Below are 13,314 nucleotides of genomic sequence, written 5' to 3'. Positions count from 1 at the left end.
TGAACTAAGTTTTACTACACCGATTTGTGATGTGCTTGCATTTGCAATTTTTTCTTGTGTTTTTTTCCATTTTGTAGTGCTTGTCGCTGGGTTTGAGTTATCATTTTCAGCGATCGCGGTGTACAAAACGCCATTATATTTGATAATTGCGTTGGCTGGATATTTGACGGTTTCGCACCACTCCGGCACTCCTTGCTGTAATAAATACAGCATATTTTTATCAACACGATTAAATGCGCCGTTCATCCATTCCATCGGTGGTTTTGAGCCTGTTTGCTCGATTGTTATCCCCCATCCCCGACTTATGTCTGGAAAAGCACTAACTTCCCCTTTTTTCGCAGATTCGGCAAAAATTAAATAATCTGGTTTTTCTTGAATTTTCATGAATTAATTCCTATTTCTTGAAGACGTACAAAAGTACCTTTATTAAACCCATATGAATGTTTATCGTGCGCAAAGCCGAATGGCTCGTTATTGACTAAAACTAAATAGCGATACATAACTCCGATGGGTCGGACCAAAATATCCATTTTTGTTATTGCATATAGCGTTAATGAATTAAGCTGATCGCTATTTACTAAAACGTTCATCGTCATATCTTGCGCATCAATGATATTTCCGTGATCGCCGATCATGAATTTAATTGATCTGACAATATTTGATATTTCGCCAATTTGGTAATTTTTTGTTATGCGCGCTTTGATAAAAAAACGATAGTCATTGTCATTTAAAACAACTGATGCGTGTAATGCGTCGCCGTGTCGATAAAATTCACCGATACCGAACGATAATGCTGTTTTATCCTTTAACCATCCGAAATACTCTTTCGCTATTGCTGTTGGTAAAATTCTTGATACACCGACATGACGACCAACTAGGTCCAACGCATAGCCCGTCGCATCGTCAATATTCAGAATATCTGCTAATTGAACAACATTTTTAAACGTGTTATCGGTTTCTTTGTAGATTGCTCTAATCGTACCCAATGCCTTGGGTTTAGTACGATATTGCCAAATAATGAAGTTTTCCCTATTCAATTAGCACCTCGACATTATTTATCTGTGCATATTCTCGATAATCGATATTTGCTATATTTGAGCCATTAACAGTGAGTTGTTTAATATAAAATCCGTCAACTAAATTAATGCTCGAAATAATACGCGATGCATAAACATTCTCGCCAATTTCAAAATCAAGATTTTTAAGATTGCTTTTGATTTGCTCGGTATTGATATCGTTAAACGATTTATAACGACCAATTGTCATTGAGACGTTAACATCAATTTTTTTTGGTCTGTCAAAGTAGACTCTACGAGGTATATCATCTAACAGATAAGACGTTTCAATCTGACCAAATAACCCACACCCACCAATCTTTTTCTTAGTGATCACTTCTGCTATTTTTTCATCAGCACCACCAAGAATAACTGCGTTAAATGAGTGAGCAGGCACGCCTTTTTCATCGGTTTTATTCGTGTAATTTTCATATACAACACATTTAGTCACACCAGTTATATTCATTAGTGCAGATTGGATTCCTTGGCGATCATCGTAGTTATTAATTGAATGGGACAGCATGAAGCGCTTCAATAATTGCGCGTCAGTTTCTTCATCAACACCGCCGTAGCTTTTCGTATTTGCCGTGACTTTATCAACGCCGATGATAATCGTACTTGGCTCAAACTCATCAAGTGCGTTAACAGTGTAATTACCCAGTTCTAGCGATCTTAATTTAACACGTGCACTACCCAGATCATTTAATGTTATCGATTCTGTCGTTACCCATTTATTTTTGTTCTTGTCTATATAAATAGAATTGTTCGGTATTGTAGTTTTTGGTGAGCCAGTGAAAATAACCTCATCAATATAAGAATAAGATGCTGTGATTCGTGTTATCCCTGCGTACATGGCTCTCTGTTCTAACCAATGCCCAGTTGCTTGGTATGGGTCCAACATCTGAACGATAAACGAAACAGCTTGATGAATGTTTGCAAGCTCTTGAGAGAATAAACCCAATAATTGACCGTCGGGCGTATCACTGTCAAGATTGACATTCTCACCGTAAATAGATTTAAATGCGCTAACCAATCGATTTTGAATAGTGTATAAGTCGTCAATTTCGACGCCTTTATCTGTTATCTGTAACATTGAATGATGCCTCGTTGGTTTTGTTAAATTTATCTGTATAACTAATCTGTATTAGAAATTGTCGAGTATCGCTATCTAACAAAATATCGAAACTATCGATATTGATCACACCATCAACCTTAAAAATTTCCGCTTTTACATCAATTTCTAGCTGTTTCGTGTTTGGGTTTTTAGTTAGATAATCAAACCATGCTATACCGTCATCACGATTTAAAAACCAATCTCTTTTTAGTGCTAATAATTTGGTTTTCACACATTGCGCTATCGCCTCAGAACTATCTAAATAGTTACCTAAACCATGTCCAAACGTCCAATCGTGATTATTATCTAAGCCTCTAACTATCATGTCGGTGCTCCTGTTTTGTCATTTCCGCTTTTTACATCTGTATGCGTGTGCGTATTTAAATCAATGCCTTTATTTGTCTTAACATCTTCGGCAGTGATAACCCCTGTGCTTGTTGTATTTCCGCCTGTTTGATTGTAGCTACCGATTTGCTCAGTATTACCCTCGTGCTCAATATTGCCCTTTATATAGATTGTTCCGTTTGTTAGTCTAATATGTGTTGATCCGTCATCGGTTTGCATTGACACACCGTCATGATAAAAATCAGGAATCTTATTAGGCACGCTATTGCAACCAACTATAAAAAAGCCATCGCTGAGGTCGTTAATTCGATTGTCCAACGGTTTTGATGCATTACCTGATGCAAACCAGCCATCTATACAACGACTCGAAAAGATAACAAGCCCCTCATCGCCTGTTTTTATCGGCACTGTAACGCAAAAACCACCAGCGTGAGGAAATTGGGCGGGGACATCTACTAAAGGAGGTATTGTTATTTCTTGCCCGTTTGACATTACTCGATTAACCATTACCTGACAGCTAACTGTATGACCGTCAAATGAAATAACCTTGGCTGGTAGCGCAGTGTATATATTCGATTGAGCGCGCTTTATTTGATTTTCAACCGCTTCAAATAGTGAATCTGTCATCTTTTCTCCGAGCATAAAAAAACCACCCGAAGGTGGTTTGTTCGTATATTTGGAATTAAAAATAAATTCAATAAAATCAATATTTTTCCTGACCGATTTTTAATTGGTTGTGTCGAATAATTGGCAATACTCTATTCCAATCATCAATAATATTTTTCGGCTGAATATGTATTGTTTCTCGTTCAATAATTAGTCTCGCATTCTTAATTTCACGCTCATAATGAAATGACATTGAGTGAAAATTTTCGGCATATTTTGATGCTATAGAATCAAGCGCAGGACTAATCAAACTGATAAAGTAGTGCATTCTGTGAACAATACAATATAACCGAGCTAATTTATACCAATCTTCATCAGACAACCCACTTCGAGAATGCACACCACCAAGCCACTTAATCGCCTCATCAAACTTACTGGCAGGTAAATCCTGATAACGTGGGATTTTAAATTGTTGATGAAACTTTGAATAAACCGCTTGATGTCGTTCACCTGTTCGATAAACTCGCTCGTTGACTGCCTGTTGGATTTGTTGCTGTTGTTCGGGCGAAATCGTATTAGGGAATTGTTGCGCTACTTTTGGCATAAAGTGATTATAAAGTACATCGAAACATTCTAATTGATATTGTTCAAGTGTTGCCCTGATTTCTGGTTTTACTCGACTAGTTTCAATACCAAAAAGCCAACCGTTGATCATCGAAATTGGTAGACAAACGTACTTTTGTACACCGCCTTTTGTGGGGGTCGCTATCATGACGACACCTTTGCTTAAAACATGGTGGCGATTGATTCTGTTTAGTTGAGCGTGCCAATCTAACCCGATATTTTCACATACGGGTTTCATTGCAATATAGGGCTTATTTTGGTGATTAAGAACGATTAATTGTTGATTGTGAAACTGAATTGTTTCTAATTTTGTGTTTGACATGCTATATCCTCGTTGATTTTTATTATTAGACCCATTTTGAGTGGGCGATCGGGAGCTCAAAACTGCAACGAGTCAGCGGACGTATTCCCTCTAAAGGTGTTATATTAGTCGCACTCCCGATCATAAAATCTGGATATAAAAAAGCCGCATTTCTGTCGGGTGCGGTTACCGCTCGTCGCTTTGGTGTTTTGAGCACCTTTTTAGAATTTAACTTAAAATCTGTTTACAGTCAAGTTAGTTGTGCTATAGTCAAAAAACGATCAACTATAATCAATACTTTTATGAAGTTTTTAAAAAAATTATTTGGATTAAACAAGGAAAAATCAACAACGACCACCAAAAAGCCAAGCGCTGCAATAACTCAATCAACTAGCTTAGAAGAAATGCTTACGCTCGAAATATCTCGTTGCGCTCAAATAAAAGAAGATTGCAAACCAACTTTAATTAAAGAATTTAATTTATTATCTTCTCCAAATTTTGGTGATGAGTTTTTAACTCTTGAGGAAAAGAAATCATTAAACCTTAATTCGAGAATGAAGATTCATAAAAAAATTATTAGCGTTTTAACTAATGATGCGCTTGATAATGAAAGCAACCCCAAAAATATAATTCTAAATTTAGTATATTCAGCTAGAAATAAAGTCAGCTTGAATCAAGAATTAGAAAAAATCAAAGAGTTAAAAATAAAGAGCCTCAAAGTCTTAAATGTGGGTGATGCTAGAGACTGCGATTGGTGTATTTCTATGGATAAAAAAATTATATCTGCCGATACCGATTACGTAGCATTAATTAATCAAAATTGCACTTGTGATTATTATAGAGGTCAGCTTCTTGCTGACATCAAGATTGAATAAAGCCCTTTCGGGCTTTTTTATGGTTTTGGCATTGTAAAGTTTTTTACCTCGTCTGTTGCTTTGCTTTCAGCTAAAGCCAAAACTTTATCAAAATCTGACTTGCTTTTTGATAATTCAGATGCGGTTTTATATTTATCTAGTGTACCAGGGTTGTTAATATCGAACTCCCAAAGCCCTAAATAAAATGCTTCAAAACCACTGTCAGGCTTATCATCCTTTTCTAATTTATTTATACTTTTCATCGTTGTTTCAAGGAATTTTTGAAAATAACTATCGGTAGTTACGCAATTTTTTAATGTTGGAAACATAACATTATTTTTTGTGCCAACGCAGATCATATCAATTTTATTACCTTTATTGATATTCATCGCATCGTCTTTGTTTTTTAGCTCAAGAGACACGTATTCAAATTGATTTTTACCATTCGCAACAATGTATGGATCGCCTGATAAATCTGTTTTTACGCCAGAAGCAACTGTTTTGATGTTCACCAATTGCTTGTCGTATGCTTTTTCATATTTATACTGATTGTTACTGTATTCACTAATTAATTGTGATGCATTAACGGATGGTATATATTCACTTAATATTGCACTGCCTCCTTTCTTAAAAACTGATATATCATCTTTAATCAAGAGTTCAATAAGCCTTTTGGAATTATCATTTGCTGACGCATTAAAACCGATCAACGTTAACAGAGAGATAGCAATTATTTTTTTCATGTGTTATTCCCATTCATCGAATAAATGAAAAACAAAATAACAAATTAATCATACTTTTTCAAACTTTCCACCTGTACAAACCAATTTACTGTGCCAGTTAGTGCCGTATAAGTCGCCGTTATGCTCAATTGATTTTACTTTGTAATCGCCGTTGTACTCCGAAAGCTTTGACTCAACACGAACAAGCGAACCAATTCTATAATGAGGATTGCATAGCGTTGTGATTTCCAGTCCGTCGTTGCTTTTTTTAGGACTTCCAATCATTCCCGTGTTTCTAGAAATGACCCAACCCTCGTTATTAGCGAGGGCTTTATTTTTAGGGATAACAACTAGCTGATCATCTTGTATAGACCAATCAGCATTATTATTAATAGCGATTTTATGCATGGCTTCGCGCGTATCGCACATGAGCACTTTACCACGCGGCAAAACTCTGTCGTTTGGTAAATTAATAGCACCTTTTTGAACACCAAAACTACTTACTGCTTCGTTTAGAAAGTCACTATCTTTTTGCCCTTTTTGCATTGTTTTAATAATGGTTTTTTCGGTATAGGCTCGGTGTCCATCACCGCAACGCATTGTTGTGATGATGTCCTTCCCTGTCAGTTTATTTTCTACAGTCAAAATATCACCGCAGAATATCAAACGCAAAACACCTTCTTTATAGCAGACTGATAATTCTAAAAAATGATATTGTTTGCTAGTAATAAGATTGCGATTTGAATCATTGAGATTATAAACTGATATTTCGGCAGTGTTTGGTTCAGAAGTTAACGTTTTTTTAATCGAAAAAGCGACACGTAAATTATTGATAACAATACTTTCTTTGCGATTACCAATTTTAAGTTCTAGAACTCGCCCGAATTGCCTCACGATATTCGTCCTTTGTCATTGCCAATAATTGCATACGATTATTAAAATCGTCTTTTGATGTGGCATTAATTTCAAGCCCTGACTTATCTTCCAGCACTAACACAAATGGTAAATTAAACTCAATTAATGATGGGCTATTAACGACTAAACCTTTGTTTTTCACAATAAACTCATTTTTATCAATATCAAATAAATCAAATTGATAGCCTTTCAAGAATTTGTTGTAACGCAATGTTAATCGCAAATTCATATCATATAAATTTAGCGTCTGCTCTAATATATCGTCATTCGTTGTCTGTATAATGTGCATTTTATGTTCTCCTACCAGTAAATATTCCCTTTCCAGTTCTCAAAACTGACTCTTGATCAACCTCTTTCGGTTGAGTTTTACCTAGATTTCTAACTTTCGGCTTAGACATTTTAAAGCCGTTAGCGATTTGCGTTTCAACTATGAAAATTTCGCGAAACGTTAATACAAACTCACCACTGGTGTTTTGCTTTTGAGTAAGACCAACGGATGTAAGTATCATGTTTTTATACTGCCGAGTGTTGGTTTGTAGCGTTACAGGCTCACCACTTCGCTGTATTGCTAACAATTTTTCATGAGCATCAGCAATGCGATCGGATGATGAGCTATTTAAAAATGGAGATTGGTAGTCAAGTAAAAAATCAGCTACAACTTGGTTTTTTACTTTCTCTTTTGTCTCGTTCTGCGAGGCGTAATAACGCTGAATCATTTTTTCCGCTTGTTCAGTGATTGGGCTAATTTTCATTGGCGCAGGGTATTCATCAAAATTATAGCCCGTCATCCGCTCAATTGAATTAGCTTTCGGCTCATAGCTAACAACCAAACCGTACACTGTCACTTCTTTAGGGTCCAACACTGCGTGATCCGCAATATTAGCCCCGTTTTCGATCGGGTTTTCCGTCACTCTTAATTTTGATGTGTGTTGCTCAACAGTGTTAATATCAAGATTAAACGTGAAATTATCACTGATAATTAACCCGAAATTATTTGATGATTTATTTAATATAGATTGAAACATTAGTTAGATCCTAGTGCTGTTTGTATATTATCGTTTATACGTCTCGCAGCATTATTAGAAATGCTATTCAAGTTATCAAAACCCTCTTGAGGTGTTGTAACGTTCATCGTGTTATTGATAGTTACTGCATTGTTATTATTGATGTTTTTGTTTGCTGGCATAAGGCTTCCTGCTTTAGCTCCGTCTGTGCTTAGCTTTGCTTGTATGTTCGTGTTAGTTAATCGCTTAGCTGTGACTTCTATCTCATCATCGTCACCACCTAGCCCAATCCACGATAAAGCCCCCTTCACTTTGCTTTTAACTGAATCAATAAATCCATAAAATTTATCTTTTATCCAGTCCATTGCTTGTTTAAATGGTGCTGTGATTGACTCATGAACCTTTAAAAACGCTTCGCCAAATTTTTTAGTAGTATCGCCGACATCTCCGACCCACACTTTAAACAGACTTTTTACTAAATCCCAAGCGGCTTCAAATGGGGATATAACAAAATCGAAAATAGCCCAAAATGTTTCGCCTATCTTGTCGGTAGTGGTTGTAGTGTCATCTTCCCAGATGTCAAACAGGTCATTAATGAACTTCCAAGCAGCTTTAAAAGGTGCAGTCCAAAACTCAAAAAGAGCTTTAAATGTCTCACCGAGTGAATTAACAGCATCACCAGCATCAATACCGAGCCAGTCCATTATTTGACAGATTGCTTTATATGCCATTCTATACGGTAGTGTTATCGCGTCGATAATAAAGTTAAAAATTTTACCGACTCTGTCTACTGTTTTGCTCGCTTCGTTTTCAGACATGCCAAAAAACAGCAGTATGTTCTTGAATGCATTTGACAGTAACGACTTGATGCCAGATATCAGTGATTTAAAACCGCTTACTATCGAATCAAACAAGCTTTTTGATAACGATTTTATTTTTTTAGTATCGCCAGTCCACAATGCTTTGAGAAATTCCCAGAATGTTTTTGCAAATTTCCAAGCGGCTTTAGCACCATCGATAAATGGTTGCCAATATTCACCGAATAGACTTTTACCGCCATTCATGTAGACCATGAGGTCATCTATTAACAGCATTAAAGCGGTCAGTAACCCAAGAATTATACCCAAAGGGCTAAATAAAAATGCCCGATTGAGCACTGCCCAAGCGATTCCTAGCGCAATTAACGCTTTTTTCCAACCAATAGTTCCAGACACAATCTTGTCAATAAATTTAATAAAATTAACAACAATCTGAATTGCCATGCCGACAAATTTAATTACTTTTGTGATTCCATCAGCAATCAACTCTTTATTAACTGTCAACCAGTTACGAAATCCAGCAATTAAATTAGTCAATGCAGGCGCAAGATTTAATGCAATTTTAGTTTTTATGCTATCGAGTGCTAGTCCAGTTTTGCTCATTTCTCGCTTATAAAGTTCGGCTTGTTTAAGCTCCTTTTGTGAGATTTTGAACAAAGCACCTTTTTTTGTTGCTAACTCTTTGGCTTTATCGATTGCGTTATTAAAAGCGCCGATCAATTTTTTACCGTACAATACAGCGGTTGCAGCTAACGCAACCAAAATCATCTTCAATGAAAATAATTTCGATTTTGTTTGACTTGCTGCTTTACCTGCTTCGGCTGTTGATTTTTTTGTCTCTCGAATAGCCTTATTTGCATCTTCTTGTATGCCGTTAGCTGTATCTGCAAGCTGATTTGCACCAGCTTGTAGATTGTTAACAACTTTCGTTATTTCACCAGCTTTGGAAGCGTCAACGCCGATTTTTATCAAAAATTCTTCTAAAAACATTATTGCGCCTCACTTTGCTGTTGCTTTTCTGCTAATTTAGTTTCAGCTATTACGTTGTGCATATCGATAACATCATCAAGAGAATACACGGTTCGAAGCTCGTGGAGCGTTGCGTATCTATTTACGATAACGCTCCACACAAACCAGTCTACATCACTGTCTCCGCCACCGTCTCCAAGCTGGCTGTACTTAGCTTGGATGCAATCCCATTTGGCAAAAAACCCAAAAAATGGAATTTTAAACCCTCGATAATAACTTGATAGTAATGGCTTCGATGTGTGTTAAAAAACTCACCTGCTTCTTGCGGTTTTTGAAACAGCACTTTTTTACCGTTCTCATCGACAGCAGTAACATAATCAAGAATGAATTTTTCTATTTCGGCAAATTGTTCAGAGCCGATATTTGATGCTAGTTGACCAATATCAAAACCTGATTTATTACCTTCGAATGAAAAACAGCCTTGGAGCAAGGCTGTTAATTTTTTTAGGTATTTATTTGACTTGAAAAAATCTGCTTGTGTGAATGTATAAACTACATCATCAATAGTAAAATCTGTGCTTTGCATTATAAACCGCCTTTAATATCAAACTCTGCTTTAGTTGCTTTAAATGTCCACGTTACGCCGTTGTGAGCTGTACCACGCGCGTGCGTTGGGGGTGTTGTAAACCAGCACCCCGTTAGTAAAAACTCATCACCGTTGCGTAAATCTTTGTACGTAATTAATTTACCCGTCGCTGTTGTTGGGTTGTTAATTTGAGCATTACGTAACTGATTTAATTTTTGGTTAGTTTCAGAATGCTGTAACGTTTTAATAGTAACAGTTGCGCCACGATTACAAGAATGAACAAAAACACCCTTGCCGTTAATGCCATACGTGATATCACCGTCGTCGCCGATTGGTGCAATGCTGATAGCATCTTGCGCATTCTCGTAGCCAGTAATTTCAGTGCCGTCGATAGTCAAGACGGCATCTTCTAAAGAAAATGATTTAGACATATAAAATCCTTATCGATTGAATTGAACAATGATATCGACGCTATGACCCGCGCCAGCAAGCTTAAGTGCGCAATTGATTGGCATCATCTTGCGAGCCTCTCTATCTGCTGTATCTTGCATGCCGAACGAATCAGAATAAAAATAATAGCCATTAATTTGGTCACCGAAAGATAACTCGCCAAGGTCGCCCAATGTCCATTTACCTAGTCCTAAGAATCCGTTATTGATAAATTGCTCGCCAACTACTTTGATTGAACTGATTAAAATTTGCTGACCGCGATCAGTTTGAGGGATTTTTGTAGGTTGACCTTGTAGCGTATTAAATGCTTGAACTTGTACTGCGTTAATGAACGCATCCAAGCCTGTCGTTTCATCAATAAACGTCCCGCCAAGCATAACGCCCTCGGCTAGCATGTTTACACCTGCATAATCAGTATAAAAATTAATACCTAGGCGTCTGCATTTTGTTGCTTCGTTGATAGTGATTTTATCGTCTGATGTGACACTAACTTCTTGCTTGAATTTAACAGTTTTAGCCGTGTTTACACCCGTCCAAACCGTTGTTAGAGCAATGCCTATTAACTCGGCTGCTGCATGAGTGTTGCCCTTGTTGTTATACTGGACCATCAAGCGACCGCTATTACGTTTTGATAGCGTTTTAAGTACGTTATTATCAGTATATTCAATGTTAGCAGGTCGGGTTTCGGTGTACGCCATGACTTTAGCATTTTCGACGCCTTGAGCTACTACCCAGTCGTGGGCTTCAACTAATTCGGCGTCAGTAATCGTATTAGCAAAATAAACGCCGTACCAATTTTGGTATTGGTTTTGTAACTTGCTCAATGCCTCAGCAGGTGTTTCTTTATTGTAAGTGATCGCATCTTCACCGTTAATTAGCGTACCTCTGCCGTCGATTAGATTAGTCATATTACCAACATATGTACCATCTAATTGCGCATCAAATACATAACCAAAATTAGCACCCTTGCCATCTGTGTTTGCAGATAAGATAAATCGACTGCCTACAGCGTCATAAATAAACTTAACACCAATATCAGCTAGTTTTGCATTAACTACATTTGCCACATCTTGCATACTTGAAACAGTCGAAAAATCCAGCTCTTTAACATCGATTTTTGTATCACCAAAATAAAATGACAGATAACCGTCCGTAATATTTTTAAATTGAATATATGAAACCGCTAACGCTGAACCGTTAATTTTTGAACTAATCGCTGATGATGTGAAATTTTCTTTCATGTATCTAGCAATTAACGCAGTTTTCGGTTTTGGTCGCGCTGAAAATAACGCAGAAGCGGCACGATACGCATCTGAATTAGTGCCAAACAATGACGCTACACTGTTAGGATCAGATACAACGACGTAGCGAGTGTCTGGATTAGTGAACTCGTCGCACATTTCATGAGTGAAAATAGCAACCACGCTCAAATCACGCTTTTGTGCGCCCCGTGGTGATTGTGGTAGAGTTACATCCACCACCTGACTGATTGGTAAACTCATTATTACCCCTTCTCTAAATTAAATTTTACTGTATCGCCACGGTTTACTTGAGCCTTGACGATCGGATTAATTGAAAATGTAAGATCGACCTGTGCACGCTGTTCTTTGCCACCTGCAATAGTTGTCGGTAAGCTTCGAATTTGCGAGCATTTTAGATATCCCATACCTAGACGCCTTAGCTTTTGCCAAACTGCTGTTAATCGCATTGATTCAGTGAGCTTGCACAACATATCGTACGCATTCTTACCGTACGCGTTGATTGAGATAGTAACCTCTCTGAGAGTTGACGCTATCTCTTCTTCATCAGTACCGTTGAATTTAACCTCAGTACCGATATCCGATTGATACGCATTTAGTACAGTGATAAATTTATCCCGTTTTGAAACGTCCTGCATATTGTTAGCATCAAATACCAACGATTCAGGTAACGTCAAAACCTCCGCTATCGTGCGCCTGACTTCCGTCATATCGAGTCGCGAGACAGTCGTAATAGCCATAATCGCTCCATATTGATTCCGAAATAACTTTAAATCTCATACCGTGATGATGAAATAGCACGCCGTTAGTGATTTGAAAAACACAATAAAGGCGATGTTATAGAAGTTACCACGAAATACGGTAAAGACAATGAAAGCATTGTTTATAATTTAATCTTCGAAAAAGACGGTTATTTTTATTATTCAATAATACGTGCTGACGGATTTAATGTACAAGAGAGAGCGAAAGCAAGAGCTAACAGATATACACAATGGGCTAACTCCGCTATTGGACGAAGCTGTCAGTTACAGAAAGAAGCTAATGAAGGAAAAGATTTTTTAGCACTGGGAGAACCTATAAAAACAGATCATCATAGCGGAAAAAGTCACTGTGCACTAATTGAGCGAAACTGGGAGCGAATGAGAAAATCATCTGAGCTTAGAAAAAAAGCAGAACGACACGAAGAAAAAGCCGAATACTGGGCAGATCGTGAAAATGATATCAATATATCAATGCCAGAATCATTAGAATTATATAAATTTAAATTGGAAGAAGCAGAAAAACATCACGCAGACCTTAAAAGTGGAAAAATACCACGTGCTCACATGGGTTCACTAGAACACGCAAAAAAAGAAGCTAACAAGTTTAAAAAGCTTTACGAATTAGCTAATCAGCTATGGGGATAAATTTTGACAGCTCGGAAAGACGAGTACATGCAAATCCGCTTGCCCCAGAAATGGGGCTTTTTTACAGAATTAGCAGATAGAAATTAAAGATTATGAGGAATGAACATGAACACAATACCGATTGACCATGTCGGCTGTAATGTTTATCAAACAGATCGATTTAATATTAATTACAAACTAAATCAGGGCGAGCAAATATATGCCCTTTTTTGTGTCTTAATTGTGACATTAGGCGGATTATTTGGGCTGATTCGTTGGATGTTAGAAGTGGCAACTAATTAAAATA

17 protein-coding genes and 1 pseudogene are annotated in these 13,314 nt (G+C 37.1%); 3 read left to right on the top strand and 15 right to left on the bottom strand.

The features are described from left to right. The 6 genes and pseudogenes from GQ594_RS10100 to GQ594_RS10075 form a co-directional block, all read right to left on the bottom strand. Positions 1 to 384: pseudogene (locus GQ594_RS10100) on the bottom strand (tail fiber protein); the annotation flags it as partial. After that, positions 381 to 1,037, bottom strand: coding sequence for a DUF2612 domain-containing protein (locus GQ594_RS10095; protein WP_160412750.1), 657 nt, complete (start codon positions 1,035 to 1,037; stop codon positions 381 to 383). The pseudogene GQ594_RS10100 and the gene GQ594_RS10095, both read right to left, overlap by 4 nt. Continuing rightward, positions 1,030 to 2,148, bottom strand: coding sequence for a baseplate J/gp47 family protein (locus tag GQ594_RS10090; RefSeq protein WP_160412752.1), 1,119 nt, complete (start codon positions 2,146 to 2,148; stop codon positions 1,030 to 1,032). The genes GQ594_RS10095 and GQ594_RS10090 overlap by 8 nt, the downstream gene beginning before the upstream one ends. Beyond that, on the bottom strand, positions 2,129 to 2,494 hold the full coding sequence (locus GQ594_RS10085; protein ID WP_160412754.1) for a hypothetical protein: 366 nt from the start codon (positions 2,492 to 2,494) through the stop codon (positions 2,129 to 2,131). The genes GQ594_RS10090 and GQ594_RS10085 overlap by 20 nt, the downstream gene beginning before the upstream one ends. Further along, on the bottom strand, positions 2,491 to 3,141 hold the full coding sequence (locus tag GQ594_RS10080; RefSeq protein ID WP_160412756.1) for a Gp138 family membrane-puncturing spike protein: 651 nt from the start codon (positions 3,139 to 3,141) through the stop codon (positions 2,491 to 2,493). The genes GQ594_RS10085 and GQ594_RS10080 overlap by 4 nt, the downstream gene beginning before the upstream one ends. A gap of 76 nt (positions 3,142 to 3,217) precedes the next feature. Then, on the bottom strand, positions 3,218 to 4,066 hold the full coding sequence (locus GQ594_RS10075) for a phage antirepressor N-terminal domain-containing protein (RefSeq protein ID WP_160412757.1): 849 nt from the start codon (positions 4,064 to 4,066) through the stop codon (positions 3,218 to 3,220). A gap of 281 nt (positions 4,067 to 4,347) precedes the next feature. On the opposite strand from GQ594_RS10075, the gene GQ594_RS10070 reads away from it, so the two are divergent. Next, positions 4,348 to 4,920, top strand: coding sequence for a hypothetical protein (locus tag GQ594_RS10070; RefSeq protein ID WP_160412759.1), 573 nt, complete (start codon positions 4,348 to 4,350; stop codon positions 4,918 to 4,920). A 17-nt stretch (positions 4,921 to 4,937) separates the two neighbouring features. Here GQ594_RS10070 and GQ594_RS10065 read toward each other — a convergent pair whose 3' ends face one another. The 9 genes from GQ594_RS10065 to GQ594_RS10025 all read right to left on the bottom strand — a co-directional run bounded on the left by GQ594_RS10065 (position 4,938) and on the right by GQ594_RS10025 (position 12,332). Beyond that, positions 4,938 to 5,642 carry an OB-fold protein gene (locus GQ594_RS10065; protein ID WP_160412761.1) on the bottom strand — a complete coding sequence of 235 codons (705 nt, stop codon included), beginning with the start codon at positions 5,640 to 5,642 and terminating at the stop codon, positions 4,938 to 4,940. A 48-nt stretch (positions 5,643 to 5,690) separates the two neighbouring features. Further along, positions 5,691 to 6,515 carry a phage protein gene (locus GQ594_RS10060; RefSeq protein ID WP_160412763.1) on the bottom strand — a complete coding sequence of 275 codons (825 nt, stop codon included), beginning with the start codon at positions 6,513 to 6,515 and terminating at the stop codon, positions 5,691 to 5,693. Then, complete coding sequence (locus GQ594_RS10055) at positions 6,484 to 6,825, bottom strand: phage baseplate plug family protein (RefSeq protein WP_160412765.1); 342 nt, start codon at positions 6,823 to 6,825, stop codon at positions 6,484 to 6,486. The genes GQ594_RS10060 and GQ594_RS10055 overlap by 32 nt, the downstream gene beginning before the upstream one ends. Before the next feature lies 1 nt (position 6,826). Then, complete coding sequence (locus GQ594_RS10050) at positions 6,827 to 7,561, bottom strand: phage baseplate protein (protein WP_160412767.1); 735 nt, start codon at positions 7,559 to 7,561, stop codon at positions 6,827 to 6,829. Further along, positions 7,561 to 9,348, bottom strand: coding sequence for a hypothetical protein (locus tag GQ594_RS10045; RefSeq protein ID WP_160412769.1), 1,788 nt, complete (start codon positions 9,346 to 9,348; stop codon positions 7,561 to 7,563). Before GQ594_RS10045 ends, GQ594_RS10050 begins: the two co-directional genes overlap by 1 nt. Before the next feature lie 148 nt (positions 9,349 to 9,496). Next, positions 9,497 to 9,913 carry a phage tail assembly chaperone gene (locus GQ594_RS10040; RefSeq protein WP_160412771.1) on the bottom strand — a complete coding sequence of 139 codons (417 nt, stop codon included), beginning with the start codon at positions 9,911 to 9,913 and terminating at the stop codon, positions 9,497 to 9,499. After that, positions 9,913 to 10,344 carry a phage protein gene (locus GQ594_RS10035; RefSeq protein ID WP_065569045.1) on the bottom strand — a complete coding sequence of 144 codons (432 nt, stop codon included), beginning with the start codon at positions 10,342 to 10,344 and terminating at the stop codon, positions 9,913 to 9,915. Before GQ594_RS10035 ends, GQ594_RS10040 begins: the two co-directional genes overlap by 1 nt. 9 nt (positions 10,345 to 10,353) lie before the next feature. Next, a complete protein-coding gene (locus GQ594_RS10030) occupies positions 10,354 to 11,865 on the bottom strand; it encodes a DUF3383 domain-containing protein (protein WP_160412773.1) in 1,512 nt (503 codons plus the stop codon). A gap of 2 nt (positions 11,866 to 11,867) precedes the next feature. After that, a complete protein-coding gene (locus GQ594_RS10025) occupies positions 11,868 to 12,332 on the bottom strand; it encodes a phage neck terminator protein (protein ID WP_160416520.1) in 465 nt (154 codons plus the stop codon). 129 nt (positions 12,333 to 12,461) lie between these two features. On the opposite strand from GQ594_RS10025, the gene GQ594_RS10020 reads away from it, so the two are divergent. Beyond that, positions 12,462 to 13,028: a DUF3560 domain-containing protein gene (locus tag GQ594_RS10020; protein ID WP_160412780.1), complete on the top strand. Its 567-nt coding sequence runs from the start codon at positions 12,462 to 12,464 to the stop codon at positions 13,026 to 13,028. 105 nt (positions 13,029 to 13,133) lie between these two features. Next, positions 13,134 to 13,310 (top strand): hypothetical protein, encoded by a 177-nt coding sequence (locus GQ594_RS10015; protein WP_160412777.1) that lies wholly within the window; start codon positions 13,134 to 13,136, stop codon positions 13,308 to 13,310. Positions 13,311 to 13,314: the final 4 nt, after the last annotated feature.

Origin of the sequence: Gilliamella sp. Pra-s52, assembly GCF_009795805.1 — a bacterium.
Lineage (GTDB): Bacteria > Pseudomonadota > Gammaproteobacteria > Enterobacterales > Orbaceae > Gilliamella.
The sequence above is the reverse complement of the archived record's forward strand: the minus strand, read 5'-3'. Positions and strand labels throughout refer to the sequence as shown.

Coding starts and splice junctions, on each gene's coding strand:
- GQ594_RS10090 (WP_160412752.1), bottom strand. CDS start 2,148: ATGTTACAGATAACAGATAAAGGCGTCGAAATTGACGACTTATACACT.
- GQ594_RS10030 (WP_160412773.1), bottom strand. CDS start 11,865: ATGAGTTTACCAATCAGTCAGGTGGTGGATGTAACTCTACCACAATCA.
- GQ594_RS10025 (WP_160416520.1), bottom strand. CDS start 12,332: ATGACGGAAGTCAGGCGCACGATAGCGGAGGTTTTGACGTTACCTGAA.
- GQ594_RS10075 (WP_160412757.1), bottom strand. CDS start 4,066: ATGTCAAACACAAAATTAGAAACAATTCAGTTTCACAATCAACAATTA.
- GQ594_RS10070 (WP_160412759.1), top strand. CDS start 4,348: ATGAAGTTTTTAAAAAAATTATTTGGATTAAACAAGGAAAAATCAACA.
- GQ594_RS10045 (WP_160412769.1), bottom strand. CDS start 9,348: ATGTTTTTAGAAGAATTTTTGATAAAAATCGGCGTTGACGCTTCCAAA.
- GQ594_RS10085 (WP_160412754.1), bottom strand. CDS start 2,494: ATGATAGTTAGAGGCTTAGATAATAATCACGATTGGACGTTTGGACAT.
- GQ594_RS10035 (WP_065569045.1), bottom strand. CDS start 10,344: ATGTCTAAATCATTTTCTTTAGAAGATGCCGTCTTGACTATCGACGGC.
- GQ594_RS10055 (WP_160412765.1), bottom strand. CDS start 6,825: ATGCACATTATACAGACAACGAATGACGATATATTAGAGCAGACGCTA.
- GQ594_RS10015 (WP_160412777.1), top strand. CDS start 13,134: ATGAACACAATACCGATTGACCATGTCGGCTGTAATGTTTATCAAACA.
- GQ594_RS10065 (WP_160412761.1), bottom strand. CDS start 5,642: ATGAAAAAAATAATTGCTATCTCTCTGTTAACGTTGATCGGTTTTAAT.
- GQ594_RS10080 (WP_160412756.1), bottom strand. CDS start 3,141: ATGACAGATTCACTATTTGAAGCGGTTGAAAATCAAATAAAGCGCGCT.
- GQ594_RS10050 (WP_160412767.1), bottom strand. CDS start 7,561: ATGTTTCAATCTATATTAAATAAATCATCAAATAATTTCGGGTTAATT.
- GQ594_RS10040 (WP_160412771.1), bottom strand. CDS start 9,913: ATGCAAAGCACAGATTTTACTATTGATGATGTAGTTTATACATTCACA.